Genomic DNA, 15,502 nt, shown 5'->3' on the forward strand with positions numbered 1-15,502 from the left:
TAATTAGATACTTTATCGCAAATCATAATATAGCTTTCTATAGGCCGCTAGTGTTCTAGCAGGTTTAATGTCAGCTCAGGCTTCTGCAGCTGTTACACCAGATGTTGCATTAAAGGGTGATGCATCATATTTCCGTGCAGGTGTATACAGCCGTCATTTTAACAATAATAAAGGAAATGTAGGCCGTTTAGGTAACGAGCATGATAACTACATTGAGTTAGCTCCATCAGTAACTCTAGCAGAAGTTGATGGTACAGAGTGGAGATTTACAACTTCTTTTGCTATGTCAACAGATGAAGAAGGTGCATGGCAGGCTACTGATAAAGCTGCTGGCAATGGTGAAAATATTGCATTTGCTAACACTCAGGCTTTTTTAAGAGTAACAGGTCTTTTAGACTCAGATAAGGGTGCTGCTTTATGGGTTGGTAAGAAGTACGTTCGTGTTGATTCACATGTTGTTGATAACTACTGGCGTAATGTTTCAGGTAACGGTGTAGGTATTGAAAACTTATCATTAGGTTCAGGTAAGTTACGTGCTAACTGGACTCGTCGTGATGATGCAAGAGATTTTGCATTAAAAGCTAGTGGATATTCATTAGAAAATGGTCACAATGATGATGGTGACGGCAAGCAAGCTGTAACAAAACCATCAAGAACAGCAACTAACATGTTTGATGTTGAATATGGTTTTGCTCCATTTGATTCATCATGGGCAAGCGTTGGCTATACTTTAGTAGCTCCACAGCGTTATGCTTCAGAGTACTCAAATTATGGTTATAAGCTTAAGGAAGAAGTAGGTAACGGTCATTTATTTACAGCTGTTTTAGGTGAGAGCTTATTAGGTGGCTGGAATAATACTGTAGTTCGTTATGTTAAGGGCTCAACTGCTGGTGCTGGTTTATGGTCACACACCTATACTGGTTCAAAGGATAGCAGCTCATATAACATTGATATCATCGATTTTGGTGCTGTAAACTTCACCGAAAACTTCAATATGCTATACCACACATGGTTTAACTTCTCTAAGGTGAAGAATAGCTTAGATAACAAGGAAACTCATGGTCGTGACTTCCAGTTAGTATTACGTCCTCAGTACAAGTTAACTAAGATGACACGTTTAATCTTAGAAGCTGGTATGTTTACAAGTTCATCTGATACAACAGTATTTGGTGATGAAAGTGAGAAAGGTAATACTCAGCAGCAGAAGTTAACTTTAGCATACGGTATTACACCAGATGCTGGCAATGCATGGTCACGTCCTGAAATTCGTTTCTTTGCAACCTATAAGCACTTTGGTCACAACGAAGGCAGAACTGGTACTTATGGAAATGGCTTTACTGTAAATCTAATGGATAAGGCAACAGCTGGTGCAAGTACTGTAGATTCTCTCAGCGATGGTCGCAAGACTGAATTCTACTTCGGTGTTCAGGCTGAGTCATGGTTCTAATCTGATTTAGCTTAGACAAAATACGAAAAAGAGCGGCTTGTGCCGCTCTTTTTAATGGTAATTAGGAGTTTATTACCACCATGCTTCAACCTGAGCACCGAATACGGTGTCGTGACCAGTTTGCTTACCAAGTTTATTAAATTCGCCGTTCTTATCAGTTACGTTGATATATGAAACGTAGAAACGAATCTCAGGACGTGACCAGAAGTTACCTGCATCAGGTGAAATTGCATAAGCTAAAGTTGCCTTCTGACCACCTTCAGTTACGTGTGAACCGTCTTCAGCCTTTGTACGCTCAACGTAAGCACCTAACTCTGCTAAAACCTTGGTCATCTTTGTTAACTTGTAGTATGGACGAACTACTAAGCCTAAAGTTCTCTTGCTGTCATATGCATTAGATGTTGAGTATGCAGCATTGAACTGATGGAACATACCTAAGTTATCGGTAAAGTGAGTCTCACCGAAGTTTAATAAACGGTAACCCTGACCAGTAAATGCATCGCCGTTTACACTAGCAGTTGTAGACCAAGCGCAGTCAGCAGATGAACCAGAGAATGACTGTACAACAGTCTTGTTCCAGCCAGCTGAGAAGCCAACACCTAATTCTAAAGTGAAGTTAAATGCGTCTTTAATTTCAGTTTCATCAGTCCATGTTGTATGACCTGCAGCGCCATTCTTATCGCGTAATGCTCTTAAATAGGTAGTACCAACCTGTAATGTAGCACCATCCCATACTGGTAATTCATAACGAGCATCAAATACGTTTAAACGAACATTTACATTTGAACCATCTAAGGCAGTTACGCTACCATTATCCTTACGTGACCATGAAGTTGATAACTTGCCTGAACCAATAGCATAGTTTTCTACACCAACACCGTGACCTGAAACATCATAGTAGTAGAAGTCGCCGATATGGATATCTTCACGCTTGATATATTTTTTACCAACCCATAAAGTTGATTCTTTGTCTAAAAGACCTTTAACCTGTGCGTAGAACTGACGATTTGAAATATTACTTTCCCAGTTGTTTTCATTGTTACCACCTAATGCAAACATGGTTGAAACTGACCATACGGTGTCATCAACCTTAGCAACATCACCAGTGATCTGCATTTCACCAAAAGTATCGTCCTCGTTACCTAAACGACCTAACTGCTGAACTAGAGCCTTGTGACCATATGTTGAGGTACCCTGCATAACACCAGAACGCATGTAACCATTAAACTCTGCTGGTGCAGCCATTGCCTGAGCTGACATTAAACCTGCTAGAACACTAGCGGCTAGTAAAGTAACTTTTTTCATTTATTTACATCCCATAATTAAAAATTTAAATTCAGACATGACTTGTTCATGTCACGATGTCATTTTATCTATCTGAATCCTTATGACAAACGAGTTTTTGACAAAAAGTGATCAAAGGCTCATTTTTATTCTTGTTGATAGACATTTCTTTGATTCATCTCACACATTATTATTGAACTTTTTTCAATTTTATCCTTGTTTCTCTTAATTGTTTTTTTATTTAATGCGAAGTTTATGTTGTCAGACAAAGGTTCTTAGCAAATCCGATATATATGCTTTTTGTACAAAAATATATACAGTTTTATCCTTGATAATTTCTCACTTAATCGGATTTATCAACTGATAATTTGGTGTTATACAAAAAATAAAAAAAAACTTCGGTTCGAGGGCCACTGCCAGGAATTGCCTCGAAGGCAAGTCGCTAGTCAGACCTTGTTTCGAACCGAAGTTTTTACGAGCTTTACGCTCTATATTTGTATATTAGGTTATAAATACTCTTTTTTCAAAGTTAGGAGAGGAATTTACACTTCTCAATATCAAAATCCATATCATAGTAAGCAAGTGCCCATGCAATTCTACTTATTCTGTTTGCGACGGATAGCACAATTTTTCTTTTTATCTTTGCTTTATCAAGCTTTTTTAAAAGAGATGATTCTTCCGTTGCCTTTGTTCTTCTAAATCTTGATATAAGAGCAACCGCAGCAATGTATACAAGCTGTTTATAGTGAGTTGCTCCGCCCTTTCTTACACAGGTTACAATGATCTTGCCTCCAGTACCCGTTACCTTTGGAACAAGACCTAAAAATCCTGCAAACTTTCTTCCATTCTTGAACATCTTGGGATTTCCATTCATTGCTGAGTACAAAGCTGCAGCAACAATTGGTCCGACTCCATCGATTGTCATAAAGTGTTTGCACATTCTGTTGTTCATGGCAAACTTTTTTAAAAACAGATCGATCTTGTCTATTTTTTCTCTTATACAGCGAATAATCGTATAACAGTCTGTAGATATAAGTTTATAAGCTTTAAATGATCGTCTTTTATGCTGACTGTCTAACTGTGAAAGTAACTCTTTTGATGATTGCAAGATTGCCTCAAGTCCGCGAGCTGATATAAATCCCATTTCATAGCTTGCTGATCTGAAAGAATTTTCAAGCTGAATTCTTGCTTTCATAAGCATTGCTCTGTGTGCAAATAATGTTGCAAGAGCCTGCGCAGCTTCATCTTTGAGAATACTTTCAGGAACAGATGGGGAGAACGTGGCCTTGAAAATTTTAACAGCATCAATCGAGTCAGATTTGTCTCTTAGATTTCCAAAGCTGCTAATGTTTGCAGGAGGAATAACACGACAGATATGTCCGTTTTCATTTATAAAACGTCCCCAGAAATTACACTGACCGCAAGCTTCAATGCCAAAAACACATTTTCCAAACTGACTGTCAGTTATCATATTTTCAAATTCACTACGTGAAATTGACCGGTTCACAAGCTGACCTGTTTTCAGATCGGCATAACAGATCTGAAACACTCTTGAAGCTAAGTCAACACCAATAACAAAACCATTCTGTTTTGCATACATTCTCAATGATTTTAACTCATAGAAAGATAGTTTTGGTAAGTCCATAGACTGTCTCCTCTGGTTGTAAAATGCAGGAAACTAGACCATAGCAGAAGATGAATTTGAAAAAAGAGAGAAAGAACGCGATAAAGAGAAAAAAACGCACAAAATCATTTAGCCTTGAATAAAACTTTATGAATTTATGCGCTTTGACTAATACATTGCTGCCATCTGAGTGCTGTCAAGTGCTATTGATGCACCAATACTTGGATTATAGGCACTGATAGCAACTGTTGCTATTGCAGCAATCAGTGTAATGATAATTAAAATGCTATTTGCTTTTGACATACTTTCACCTCCTATAAACTTGTCATAGGTTATTGATGAATAAGAGTAATACTTATTATTTTTATCTTCTAATTTAATTCTAAGTTATCGCTAAGTTAACATAAATAAGTTAGGGATGCGTTTGTGACACATCCCTAACTTCCTCTCATAAGATTGTGATTAATGTTTCAAAAGATTTTTACTATCTGTCTTTTGAGGCAGAATCCTCTGCATTCAGATTCATAAGTTTGCTCTTGTGCGATGTTACAATTGCCTGCATTACGATAAACAGGCATAAGAGCACGCCTACAACAATCTTTGTCCACCAGGCAGATAATGTACCCTGGAATGAAATGATTGTAAGAATAGTGCCCTGAATCATCACACCTAAGAGTGTTCCTGGCATGAAACCTACGCCACCCATAAGCTGGGTACCACCGATAACTGATGATGCGATTGCTTCCATTTCCATACCAAGGCCGTGCAGTGTATAACCTGAGAGCATGATCCATGAGTATGTAATACCACCTAAAGCAGCACAAAAACCAGAGATAACATAAACCTTGATTCTTATTGAATCAACCTTAAGACCCATGAGTCTTGCAGACTGCTCATTACCACCTATTGCATATACGCCACGACCGAATGATGTATAGCGTAATATAACTGTTGCAGTCAGCACCATGAATAAAGCAATCACAGCACCAAGTGATATAAAGTAGTCAGAGAACTCAAATGATGTGAAGGCAAGTTCTGAATACTCCTGATTTACAATTGCCACGCTGTCTCTTGAGAGAATTGCTGTAATACCTCTGCAAAGGAACATTGTACCCAGGGTAACTATGAATGGCTGCAATCTGAAGTAAGTGATAAGTGCACCGTTTACAAGGCCTACAACGATACCGATTAAAAGAACAATCAGCATACAGACATATGGATTGATTGTAGTATCGCGCATAAGCACTGCAAGTGTCATACAACTTAGAGAAACAACTGCACCTACTGACAGATCGATTCCACTAAAGCCAGATAAAATTGTAAAGGTGATACCAACAGTTACAATAATTAAAGGTGCATTATCAATAAACAGATTTAAAAATACCTGTAAAGAGAAGAAACCTGTAAATGTAACTGATCCTATTGCAAATAACAGAACAAATAAAAAAGCTGTCACATAAAAAGGAAAGTTCTGAGATGCAACAAGATTTGATAAAAACTTACGCATTTTCAGCCTCCTTATGTGCATCATGATTCAGTCGTTTTGCTTTAAAGTCCTGATACATCTGCTTGAACTTCTCTGACTGGATAACAATAATCATAAGAATTACAATTGCCTTAACTGCAGGAAGTCTGTCTGATGATACACCTACAGCATACATTGTTGTTGTAAGTGTCTGAATGGTAATAGCACCAATAATGGTACCGCCAATATAGTAACGGCCACCAACCATCAGAGTTCCACCAAGTGTAACAGCTAAAATCGCATCCATTTCCATATTAAGACCAGCATTATTAGCATCGGCAGCTCTGATAAGAGAGCCTTCGATTAAACCTGCACAGCCGGCGCAAAAGCCTGAGAAAATGTATACAGCAAACAGCACAGCTGTAACCTTGATACCTGCATATCTTGCTGCAGTTGCATTGATACCTACAGACTGAATCATAAGACCAATTGAGGTTTTTCTGTCAATAAAGATAACAAGAGCAACCATAACAATTGCAATTAGCATTGCTGTTGGCAGCATTACACCTGGAATATTGCCACCTATGTAAGCAAAAGGCTTATAGTAGACAGTAATAATCTGACCGTCTGTCATAAGCTGGGCAATACCACGACCTGCTGTCATTAAAATCAGTGTTGCAACCATTGCCTGGATCTTGAACTTGGCAACCAATGTTCCATTCCAAATACCGGCAAGGATGCCAACACCTAGTGAACATAAAATTGCAACAAAGAATGGATGAGCAGGAATTCCACTGATATCACCGCCTAAAAGGACACAGCATGTTGCAGATGAAATTGCTACAACCGCACCTACAGAAATATCAATACCGCCTGTTGCAATAACAAAAGTCATTCCAAGTGACAGAATAATTAATGAAGATGCTCTGTATAAAATATCGACAGGACGACCATAAAGATTTCCGTTTTCCATTACTTCAATCTTAAAGAAATCATCCACAAAGAAAGCATTAAACATAAGTAGCACAAATAGTGCCATCAAAGGTAATGCCAGTGAACTTTTAAAAAAGCTCCTAAACAGATTTACCATGATAATCTCCTGCAATAGCCTGCATGATATGGGCTGTTGATATTTCATCATCATTAAGTTCTGTTACCTTTACATGATCACGAATAACCATGACTCTTGAACAGGTACGAACCATTTCCCCCATCTCACCTGATATGAAAACAACCGACATTCCCTTTTCTTTAGCCAATGTCACAGCCAGATTTTCAATTTCAGTCTTGGTACCTACATCGATACCTCTTGTAGGCTCATCTAAAATTAAAAGACTTGGCTGGGTTGCAAGCCATCTTGCGATAATAACCTTCTGCTGATTTCCTCCAGACAGGTTCTTTATTAACTGCTCTCTGTCAGAAACCTTTATTCTCAGAAGATCAATATAGTAATCTGCAAGCTTATTCTGTCTTGCCCTTGAGATGTGAGAGAACATTCCCATCTTTGCCTGCAGAGCAAGAATAATGTTCTCACGAACAGATAGATCACCTATGATGCCCTGTACTTTTCTATCCTCAGGACAAAATGCAACTTTATGCTTCATCATGTCCATAGGAGATTTTATGGATACTTTTACACCCTCAACATATATGTCACCACTGCTCTTTAACATGGTGCCAAAAAGTGTTTCTGCAATCTCGGAACGGCCAGAGCCTAATAAACCTGCAAAACCTACAACCTCACCTTCCTTGATATCTAAGGTTAAATCCTTAACCTTTCCTGGAACTGTTACATGTGAGGTTTCAATATAGTTATTTGCACGAGGCTTTGATTTTTCAACATCTGATTCAATCTCACCATCCTTTACCTCTTTACCCATCATTTTTGAAATGAGTTCAATCTTTGGAAGGTTTTCAATCTCATATTCACCGATATATGAGCCATCTCTTAAAATGGTTATTCTGTCGCAGATTGTATAAATCTGCTCTAGGAAGTGAGAAATAAAGATAATTGAAATACCCTGCTCTTTTAAGGATCTCATTATCTTGAAAAGTCTTTGAGTTTCTGCATCTGACAGTGATGATGTTGGCTCATCCAGGATAAGAATTTTACATTTAGTATCAATTGCACGGGCAATTGCAATCATCTGCTGCATTGCAACAGGATAGAAATTCAGCTCCTTTGTTACATCTATGTCAATTCCTAATGAATCAAACAGTAGTTTTGATGCATTTTTCTGCATGGTGGGCCAATCGATTCCACCAATTGAATTTCTAGGCTCTCTGCCAATATAGATGTTCTCTGCAACGGATAGATTAGCGCACAGATTTACTTCCTGATACACTGTGGAAATACCCATCTTCTGACTTGCAAGAGGGGTTGTTGGCTCTATCTTATTTCCATCAAAAATGATCTCACCGTTGGTCTTGTGATAAACGCCTGTAAGTACCTTTACTAAAGTTGACTTACCAGCACCGTTTTCACCCATAAGAGAAATAATTTCGCCTTTTTTTAAATTGAATGAAACGTCCTTTAGTGCCTTTACAGCAGGAAAGAACATATCTATGTGCCTCATCTGCAAGATATAATCTTCACAATCAGACATATAGCACTCCTTATATATGTGGTGAATTACACTGATAGATCTGTTAAAGGGTGCTCGTGGCACCCTTTTTTTATTGAGATTATATTAGTACTGACGTGTAGGGAATACTTCAGCTGCATTGTCAGAAGTATAAACACCCTCTTCTACGAATACGCTCTTAGGTACTGATTCACCCTTTAAAATCTTCTGAGCGGTCTTGAAGAACAGATCACCTTGTAGTGGGTTACACTCAACTGTTGCATTTGCCTTGCCATCCATCATAGCCTGGAAAATACCCTTAACACCATCTACTGATACGATAATGATATCCTTTGATGGTTTCAAACCTGCAGCTTCAATAGCCTGAATTGCACCTAATGCCATATCGTCGTTCATTGCGAACAGAACATCAATGTCATTGCGGTTTGACTTTAAGAATGACTCCATAACCTCCTGGCCCTTCTGACGTGTAAAGTCACCGGTCTGAGATGCCAGGATCTTGTACTTGTCTTTATTATCAGAATCATTCATTGCATCATTAAAGCCGTTGCCACGACCTGTTGTTGCTGATGCACCTACAGTACCCTCAAGGATAACAATGTTAATCTTGTCACCGCCGTTACGTGGTTTGATGTTGTTCTTAGTTACATACTCATCAAGCCAGTCAAATACCTTGCGGCCTTCTGTATACATATCTGTACCGATCTTTGCAACATATAAGCTTGGATCTGAAACTGTTAAGTCACGGTCCATAATAAGTACAGGGATTTTTGCTCTTTTTGCTTCACGAAGAATATTGTCCCAGCCAGTTGCAACAATAGGCACAAAACCAATTAAATCAACTTTCTGAGCAATAAAGGTACGAATAGCCTTAATTTGGTTTTCCTGCTTTTGCTGAGCATCTGAGAACTTTAAGTTGATACCATTCTCTTTTGCAGCACGTTTTACGTCATTTGTGTTTGCAGTACGCCACTCTGACTCAGCACCAATCTGAGAGAATCCGATTGTGATCTGCTTTGCCTGAACAGATGAGGATAAAGCAATTGCAGCACCGATAGAAGCAGCTAAAACAGCTTTTACTAGTCTCATAAAATCTCCTGTTTGTTTTACTCTTATATATTTTATCTTTTAAGATATCTATATATTAGGCAGTATATCTGCATATCCGCCAACATTACTGATAATAAAACAGATAATTGAAGATTTAAGCACAAGTGAATAAAAACGTGATACGTTATGTATTTTTTTTACAAAAAAAAGATTTTTTAGACAAAGGTCACTATTTACGCAAACATTTACGCTTTATCAATAATTACTCTTGTTTATTTTTTTTCTACTTTATTTTCAATAAGTTAAAAAATAATATTTCTTTTAATATATTGTAATATTCACATATAAAGCCTTCATTTTGCAAACGATTGCGCTATACAAATTTTACAGTTCCTTTAAAAAGTCTTTTGGAAGTTTTTTTAATCCATAATTTATTTCAACTTCCAAATCTCTCATGGTAGGCATTAGTGTGAAGGTATGATCCAGTTTTTTGCAAAGTGTTCTGTAAAACACCTGCTGCTTTTCATTTAGGGGGGTTACTGATCGTCTGTAAAACCAGTATAGTCCCTGAATTGGAATAATGCACAAAACAAAAAGGCATGCTAATGTAGCTTCCAAATTCAAAGACAGAGCGTAGATAAAAGGAACTCCTTTAAAATATCCACCTATAAATAGGCTCCAGATGATTGTAAGAAACAATAATGGAGGAATAGCTTTATTTGCAAAATTCATTGATTTTTTTACTCTGTTTTCAGCAAATACAGGATTTAGATAATCCTCTAAAGGCCAGTCTTTCATATAGATATAGCCTGCTTTCAGTTTCTTAATCATATAAATCCACTTGGTTTTACAAAATTTGACTGCGTCCCATGGCTAAAGCCTGTGGGCTTGTCACCACATCATTGAGCACAGTTTTGTAAGATAATCACTTCAAGTATTTATTGTCTCTTTGCAATTATTATACACTCATAGGTGTTTGACTGAGTTTTTTAATACAAATCTTAATGTTATGTCCATTAACAAAATAATATTGGCTCTGTTTTATTAGCTTCAATTTGTTCGTGGTATAATTTTATAAGTTTTATTTTTATCAGATTTGAATTTAATATCAGTTGGAGAAATTCTCGTGGCACACAATGTAATGCTGGTTCCTACATATAAAACCAGCGGTATCTATACTGTATCATTAGGTCTTGTAAAAGCTTTAAATGATAATGGCGTAAAGGCAGCTTTATTCTCACCTTTCTACAATCCTACAAATTCATGTACAAAAGACAGATTATGTAAGTTCTGCGCAGCAAAACAGATTGCAAAAGGTAACAAATCAGAAGTTCTAGAAAGAATAGTTGCTGATTTTAACGATCTTACAAAGGGTAAGGACTACGATGTAGTTATCATCGAAGGTGTTTGTGATGCTCCTTTTGATACCGATATCATCAATGCTGATATCTGCCATGCTTTTGATGCTGATATCATTACTCTTACAACCGGCGTTTGCGAATGTGCAAAAAATGCAATTGATGCAACCTTAAACTTCTTTGGCAATGCCGGTAAAAAGAAAGTATTAGGTTCAATTCTTTTAAATCACAAGGCACCTAAAGATGCTAGCGGCAACAAGAAGCTTGTTTTATCAGGCTGTGGCAAGTGCCAGTGCTCTGATGGCAGCTGCTCTGTAAAAGAGCCTGTACTTAAGGACTTTATTGCTACTGTTGATTATGACAAGAAGTTCTACTCATTAAATGCAAATGAAGTAGCTTCAATTCTAAAATCAGAAGTTACAGGCGATACTGATGTTGAGCTATTCAAGGTAACATTCAGTGCACAAAATGCAAAAGAAGGTCAGATCCTTATTACTGAAGATGCAGATGTTACAACAAATGCATCATTAACCATTATCTGTTCAGGTGTAGATGGCAAATCAAACAGCAAGGCTATTATCAGAACTGATAAGTCAGCTTTAGCAGTTGTACAGGCTTTATCATCTGCTGTTGCTTGCGTTAACTATGATAAGAAAGAGCAGATTTCATATATTGAAAATACTGTTGCTAAAGCTTTTAATTCAAAGGCTATTGAGTTAATCAAGACCTATGATAAGAATGCATTACCTTTAATGAGCCCTGCTGCATTCCGCTACAAGTTAACAGAGCTTGCACGTGCTGCTAACAAGAAGATTGCTCTTCCAGAAGGTGATGAACCACGTACAGTTGCAGCAGCTGCAGCAGTTGCAAAACAGGGTATTGCAACTCCTGTATTATTCGGTAAGAAAGAAACTATTCTTGAGGTTGCAAAACAGCAGGGTGTAACCTTGAATGAGAGAGTTGAATTTGTTGATCCTGATGAGGTTCGTGAGAACTATGTTGCAAGATTAGTAGAGCTTCGCAAGTCAAAGGGTATGACTGAGCAGATGGCTCTTGATATGCTAAAGGACAACGTTGCTCTTGCAACAATGATGATCGAGAGAAATGAGCTTGACGGTCTTGTTTCAGGTGCAGTACATACAACAGCTAACACCATCCGTCCACCACTTCAGATCATCAAGACCGCTCCAAATGCAAAACTTGTTTCTGCAATTTTCTTCATGTTAATGGATGAGCAGGTTTACATCTATGGTGACTGTGCTTTAAATATCAATCCTGATGCTGAGCAGATTTCTGAGATTGCAATTCAGTCAGCTGATACAGCAAAGGCTTTTGGAATTGATCCTCGCGTTGCTATGGTTACCTATTCAACAATGAACTCAGGTAAGGGTGCTGATGTTGATTTAATGAGAGAAGCTACAGAGCTTGTTCGTCAGAAGCGTCCAGATATTCTTGTTGACGGTCCTCTACAGTACGACGCTGCTGTTATGGAAAATGTTGCAAAACAAAAAGCTCCTAACTCACCTGTTGCTGGTAAGGCTACTGTATTTATCTTCCCAAGCCTTTCAACTGGTAACACTGTTTATAAGGCTGTACAGCGTTCTGCAAACCTCGTTTCAATCGGACCTATGCTTCAGGGTATGAAAAAGCCTGTAAACGATTTGTCTCGTGGTGCATTAGTGGATGATATCATCTATACAATTGCAGTAACCGCTATTCAGGCAACTCAGGCTTAATGATTTAGCTATAAGGAGGGCAGCTTTGCTGCCCTTATTTGTTTATGAGAATACTGATTACAGGTGGTACTGGTCTTATAGGAAGATCACTTTGCTCTGATCTTTTACAAAAAGGGCATGAAATTTTTGTGCTCTCAAGAACCCCAATAGATGCAAAGAAACTACTGCCATCTGCAATCAGACTTCTTAGCTATACTGATAAAATTCCCTCAATTGAAGTTGTTGTAAATCTTGCAGGAGAATCAATTTCTAAAAAATTTCTGACAAAGAAAAGACTTTTGGAAATTGAAAAATCAAGAATTGATCTTATTGACTATCTTTACTATGCATTAAAAGAAAATCCTCCTGTTCTGTTTATTCAGGCAAGTGCTATTACAATGGATGATAGCTGCTTTGCATATATCTGTCAGAAAGTTGAGAAAAGAGCACAAAAAAGATTTTCAATGACTAAAGTTTGTCTTGCCAGATTTGCAACTGTTCTTTCAAAAAAAGATGGTTTAATCCATTATCTGTCCTATCTTCCTAAATTGAATTTCTTGAATGGGCAGAACTATGTTCCATACATCACTTTAAATGACTGTATTAGAGCTCTTAATATCATTATTGATGAGAAACTTGATGATATAGTTGACATCTGCTCTGACTATCAGCTCAATTTACAGAATCTTATTTTGCATTTTCAGCAATCAAAGATTATCAATACCATTTCATTGCCACTATTAAAAGAAGCTCTGTTTATTGATAAAAGAAGTTCTCTTCTTCTTATAGATAAGAGAATAAAACCAGTAAAACTTCTTAAAAACTCCATGACATTTACTAATTACATATAATTTTCGCAATCGTTTGTATATTTAATTTTACTTATTTTTCAAAGCGTTAATTTTATATACTCAAACCCTTTACGAATATTTTAACTACATCAAGTTTTTATTTTATTTCTTTTCTATAATAGCAGTAGATTAATGATCAACTGAGGTTATATCCATGTTAGAAGAATTAAAGCACGCCGTTTTCAAAGCAAATCTGGACCTTCCAAAACACAATCTTGTAACATTTACATGGGGTAATGTTTCAGGAATCGACAGAAATACAGGTCTTGTTGTTATCAAACCATCAGGAGTTGATTATGAAACAATGAAAGCTTCTGATATGGTTGTAGTTGATCTTGAAACAGGTAAGGTAGTTGAAGGTGATTTAAATCCTTCAACCGATACTGCAACTCATCTTGAGATTTATAAAGCATGTGAGGATATCGGCGGTATCGTACATACCCATTCAAGAAATGCAACATCATTTGCACAGGCAGGTCTTGATATTCCTGCGCTTGGTACAACTGGTGCAGATTATTTTTATGGTGACATTCCATGTACAAGAAAAATGACACCTCAGGAAATTGCAGGTGAATATGAACTTGAGACAGGAAAACTTATAGTTGAAACCTTTAAAACAAGAAATATAGCGCTTAAGGATGTACCATCATGCCTTGTTTATTCACATGGACCTTTCTGCTGGGGAAAAGATCCAGACAATGCTGTATATAATGCTGTAGTTTTAGAGGAAGTTGCCTATATGGCATATCATGCTTTAACTTTAAGATCTGATCTTACAAGAATGCAGCAGGAGCTTTTAGATAAGCACTATTTAAGAAAGCATGGTAAAAATGCCTACTACGGACAGAAAAAGAAAAACTGATTTTTCCTTACAATGAATAACACTCATGTGCCTGGCTTATGCCAGGCTTTCTTATATTGAGTATCATATTTTTACTTGTTATTCTTTATTAGCTGGTATCCAAAAAAATGCTACCAAAAGGTAGCAGTTGATTTATCTAATAAAGGATCTTAAAAGAACCATTATAAAATCTAAAAAAGTCAATCAAAATGAGTTTTAACTTTTATAACTGGTTCAACAATGTAATCACAAGCAGTTGTATTTCCGACCTTGTTTAAATATTCATGCAGCTTTTTAATAACCTGATATCCTTGATTATATGGCTGCTGACATACAACAAAATCGATTATATCGTTTTTTACAAGTTCTTTTGTTGTATAAATCTCATCGCAGGCTACAACAAAGCGCTTGTGCATGGAATCAGCGATAATTGCTGCTCCAAGACCACTTACACCTGAGCCTGATGTCATATATACAACATTTATCTCAGGATGCTCTAAAAATGCTTTCATTGTTACCTGCTGAGTAATGATATCCTGATCGCATCCTTCAATAGTATCTACAATATCAACATCATCTCTCTCTTTTTTAAGCTCATCAATAAAGCCTTTGACACGGGTTTTATGACCGATATGATCTTTGAAACCGACAACCAAGAGGATCTTAAGAGGTGTAAAATTGCAGCATTTTGTAACCATTGAAGCTGCAACCTGACCTGATTTTAAATAATCAGGACCTACAAAAAATAATCTGTTAGTCTCTGGGACCTCATTGTTTAAAAGAACTACAGGAATTCCACTTTCAAACAGAGAGTTTATCTTATCTCTCATACTGATAGAATCAACGCAACAGATTACTAATGCCTTGCAACCTGCTTCTACAAGCTCATCAATGATCTTTATTTGAGTTGAAACATCCCAGCCTTCTTGTTCTTTTAATATCACATCAATGCCGAGATCTTTAAACTCTCTTAATCCATTATCGATACCTTTTTTGATATCATCAAAGAAAGGAGAATTAATACTTGGAAGTGATACTCCAATACAGCTGATACTCTTCTGTGCAGATAATGCTCTACCTGCTCTGTTTGGAATATAACCAAGTTCATGGGCAAGCTGTCTTATCTTTTCAGAAGTCTTTGCACTTACCTCATTTTTATCATTTAAAGCTCTTGAAACAGTTCCTATCGACACACCAGAAGCTTTAGCAAGATCTTTTAATGTTACGCTCATCAGTTCACCATAAAATCCGTAAACGATTACAAAATTATTTGCCTTAATTA

General features: G+C 37.1%; 13 protein-coding genes. 4 read left to right on the forward strand and 9 right to left on the reverse strand.

Annotated elements, in window-relative coordinates; all coding sequences use genetic code 11:
• Positions 1 to 67: 67 nt before the first annotated feature.
• The gene (locus J5V48_RS05305; RefSeq protein WP_219937532.1) at positions 68 to 1,447 is read left to right on the forward strand and encodes a carbohydrate porin; all 1,380 of its coding nucleotides are present in this window, start codon (positions 68 to 70) and stop codon (positions 1,445 to 1,447) included.
• 72 nt (positions 1,448 to 1,519) lie between these two features.
• Here the strand turns inward: J5V48_RS05305 and J5V48_RS05310 are convergent, their stop codons facing one another.
• The 8 genes from J5V48_RS05310 to yfbV all read right to left on the reverse strand — a co-directional run bounded on the left by J5V48_RS05310 (position 1,520) and on the right by yfbV (position 10,286).
• On the reverse strand, positions 1,520 to 2,752 hold the full coding sequence (locus J5V48_RS05310) for a carbohydrate porin (RefSeq protein ID WP_219937533.1): 1,233 nt from the start codon (positions 2,750 to 2,752) through the stop codon (positions 1,520 to 1,522).
• A gap of 508 nt (positions 2,753 to 3,260) precedes the next feature.
• On the reverse strand, positions 3,261 to 4,376 hold the full coding sequence (locus J5V48_RS05315) for an IS110 family RNA-guided transposase (protein WP_219937534.1): 1,116 nt from the start codon (positions 4,374 to 4,376) through the stop codon (positions 3,261 to 3,263).
• 147 nt (positions 4,377 to 4,523) lie between these two features.
• Positions 4,524 to 4,658 carry a hypothetical protein gene (locus J5V48_RS09915; protein ID WP_255557730.1) on the reverse strand — a complete coding sequence of 45 codons (135 nt, stop codon included), beginning with the start codon at positions 4,656 to 4,658 and terminating at the stop codon, positions 4,524 to 4,526.
• 181 nt (positions 4,659 to 4,839) lie between these two features.
• A complete protein-coding gene (locus J5V48_RS05320) occupies positions 4,840 to 5,862 on the reverse strand; it encodes an ABC transporter permease subunit (protein WP_219937535.1) in 1,023 nt (340 codons plus the stop codon).
• Complete coding sequence (locus J5V48_RS05325; RefSeq protein WP_219937536.1) at positions 5,855 to 6,910, reverse strand: ABC transporter permease; 1,056 nt, start codon at positions 6,908 to 6,910, stop codon at positions 5,855 to 5,857. Before J5V48_RS05325 ends, J5V48_RS05320 begins: the two co-directional genes overlap by 8 nt.
• Positions 6,894 to 8,426: a sugar ABC transporter ATP-binding protein gene (locus J5V48_RS05330; RefSeq protein WP_219937537.1), complete on the reverse strand. Its 1,533-nt coding sequence runs from the start codon at positions 8,424 to 8,426 to the stop codon at positions 6,894 to 6,896. Before J5V48_RS05330 ends, J5V48_RS05325 begins: the two co-directional genes overlap by 17 nt.
• 84 nt (positions 8,427 to 8,510) lie before the next feature.
• Entirely contained in the window at positions 8,511 to 9,494 is a 984-nt protein-coding gene (locus J5V48_RS05335; protein ID WP_219937538.1) for an ABC transporter substrate-binding protein, read from the reverse strand.
• Between the two features lie 345 nt (positions 9,495 to 9,839).
• Positions 9,840 to 10,286, reverse strand: a complete 447-nt coding sequence (yfbV, locus tag J5V48_RS05340; protein WP_219937539.1) for a terminus macrodomain insulation protein YfbV — start codon at positions 10,284 to 10,286, stop codon at positions 9,840 to 9,842.
• Between the two features lie 295 nt (positions 10,287 to 10,581).
• On the opposite strand from yfbV, the gene pta reads away from it, so the two are divergent.
• The 3 genes from pta (at position 10,582) to J5V48_RS05355 (ending at position 14,241) form a co-directional block, all read left to right on the forward strand.
• On the forward strand, positions 10,582 to 12,549 hold the full coding sequence (gene pta / locus J5V48_RS05345) for a phosphate acetyltransferase (RefSeq protein ID WP_336244988.1): 1,968 nt from the start codon (positions 10,582 to 10,584) through the stop codon (positions 12,547 to 12,549).
• A gap of 44 nt (positions 12,550 to 12,593) precedes the next feature.
• Positions 12,594 to 13,379 (forward strand): NAD-dependent epimerase/dehydratase family protein, encoded by a 786-nt coding sequence (locus J5V48_RS05350; RefSeq protein WP_219937540.1) that lies wholly within the window; start codon positions 12,594 to 12,596, stop codon positions 13,377 to 13,379.
• A 154-nt stretch (positions 13,380 to 13,533) separates the two neighbouring features.
• On the forward strand, positions 13,534 to 14,241 hold the full coding sequence (locus J5V48_RS05355; protein WP_219937541.1) for an L-ribulose-5-phosphate 4-epimerase: 708 nt from the start codon (positions 13,534 to 13,536) through the stop codon (positions 14,239 to 14,241).
• A gap of 179 nt (positions 14,242 to 14,420) precedes the next feature.
• Here J5V48_RS05355 and J5V48_RS05360 read toward each other — a convergent pair whose 3' ends face one another.
• Complete coding sequence (locus tag J5V48_RS05360) at positions 14,421 to 15,452, reverse strand: LacI family DNA-binding transcriptional regulator (protein ID WP_219937542.1); 1,032 nt, start codon at positions 15,450 to 15,452, stop codon at positions 14,421 to 14,423.
• Positions 15,453 to 15,502 lie beyond the last annotated feature (50 nt).

It is taken from the genome of Succinivibrio faecicola, from assembly GCF_019448115.1.
GTDB classification, from domain to species: domain Bacteria; phylum Pseudomonadota; class Gammaproteobacteria; order Enterobacterales; family Succinivibrionaceae; genus Succinivibrio; species Succinivibrio faecicola.

Coding starts and splice junctions, on each gene's coding strand:
- J5V48_RS05325 (WP_219937536.1), bottom strand. CDS start 6,910: ATGGTAAATCTGTTTAGGAGCTTTTTTAAAAGTTCACTGGCATTACCT.
- J5V48_RS05315 (WP_219937534.1), bottom strand. CDS start 4,376: ATGGACTTACCAAAACTATCTTTCTATGAGTTAAAATCATTGAGAATG.
- yfbV (WP_219937539.1), bottom strand. CDS start 10,286: ATGATTAAGAAACTGAAAGCAGGCTATATCTATATGAAAGACTGGCCT.
- J5V48_RS05330 (WP_219937537.1), bottom strand. CDS start 8,426: ATGTCTGATTGTGAAGATTATATCTTGCAGATGAGGCACATAGATATG.
- J5V48_RS05310 (WP_219937533.1), bottom strand. CDS start 2,752: ATGAAAAAAGTTACTTTACTAGCCGCTAGTGTTCTAGCAGGTTTAATG.
- J5V48_RS05335 (WP_219937538.1), bottom strand. CDS start 9,494: ATGAGACTAGTAAAAGCTGTTTTAGCTGCTTCTATCGGTGCTGCAATT.
- J5V48_RS09915 (WP_255557730.1), bottom strand. CDS start 4,658: ATGTCAAAAGCAAATAGCATTTTAATTATCATTACACTGATTGCTGCA.
- J5V48_RS05305 (WP_219937532.1), top strand. CDS start 68: ATGTCAGCTCAGGCTTCTGCAGCTGTTACACCAGATGTTGCATTAAAG.
- J5V48_RS05355 (WP_219937541.1), top strand. CDS start 13,534: ATGTTAGAAGAATTAAAGCACGCCGTTTTCAAAGCAAATCTGGACCTT.
- J5V48_RS05350 (WP_219937540.1), top strand. CDS start 12,594: ATGAGAATACTGATTACAGGTGGTACTGGTCTTATAGGAAGATCACTT.
- J5V48_RS05360 (WP_219937542.1), bottom strand. CDS start 15,452: ATGAGCGTAACATTAAAAGATCTTGCTAAAGCTTCTGGTGTGTCGATA.
- J5V48_RS05320 (WP_219937535.1), bottom strand. CDS start 5,862: ATGCGTAAGTTTTTATCAAATCTTGTTGCATCTCAGAACTTTCCTTTT.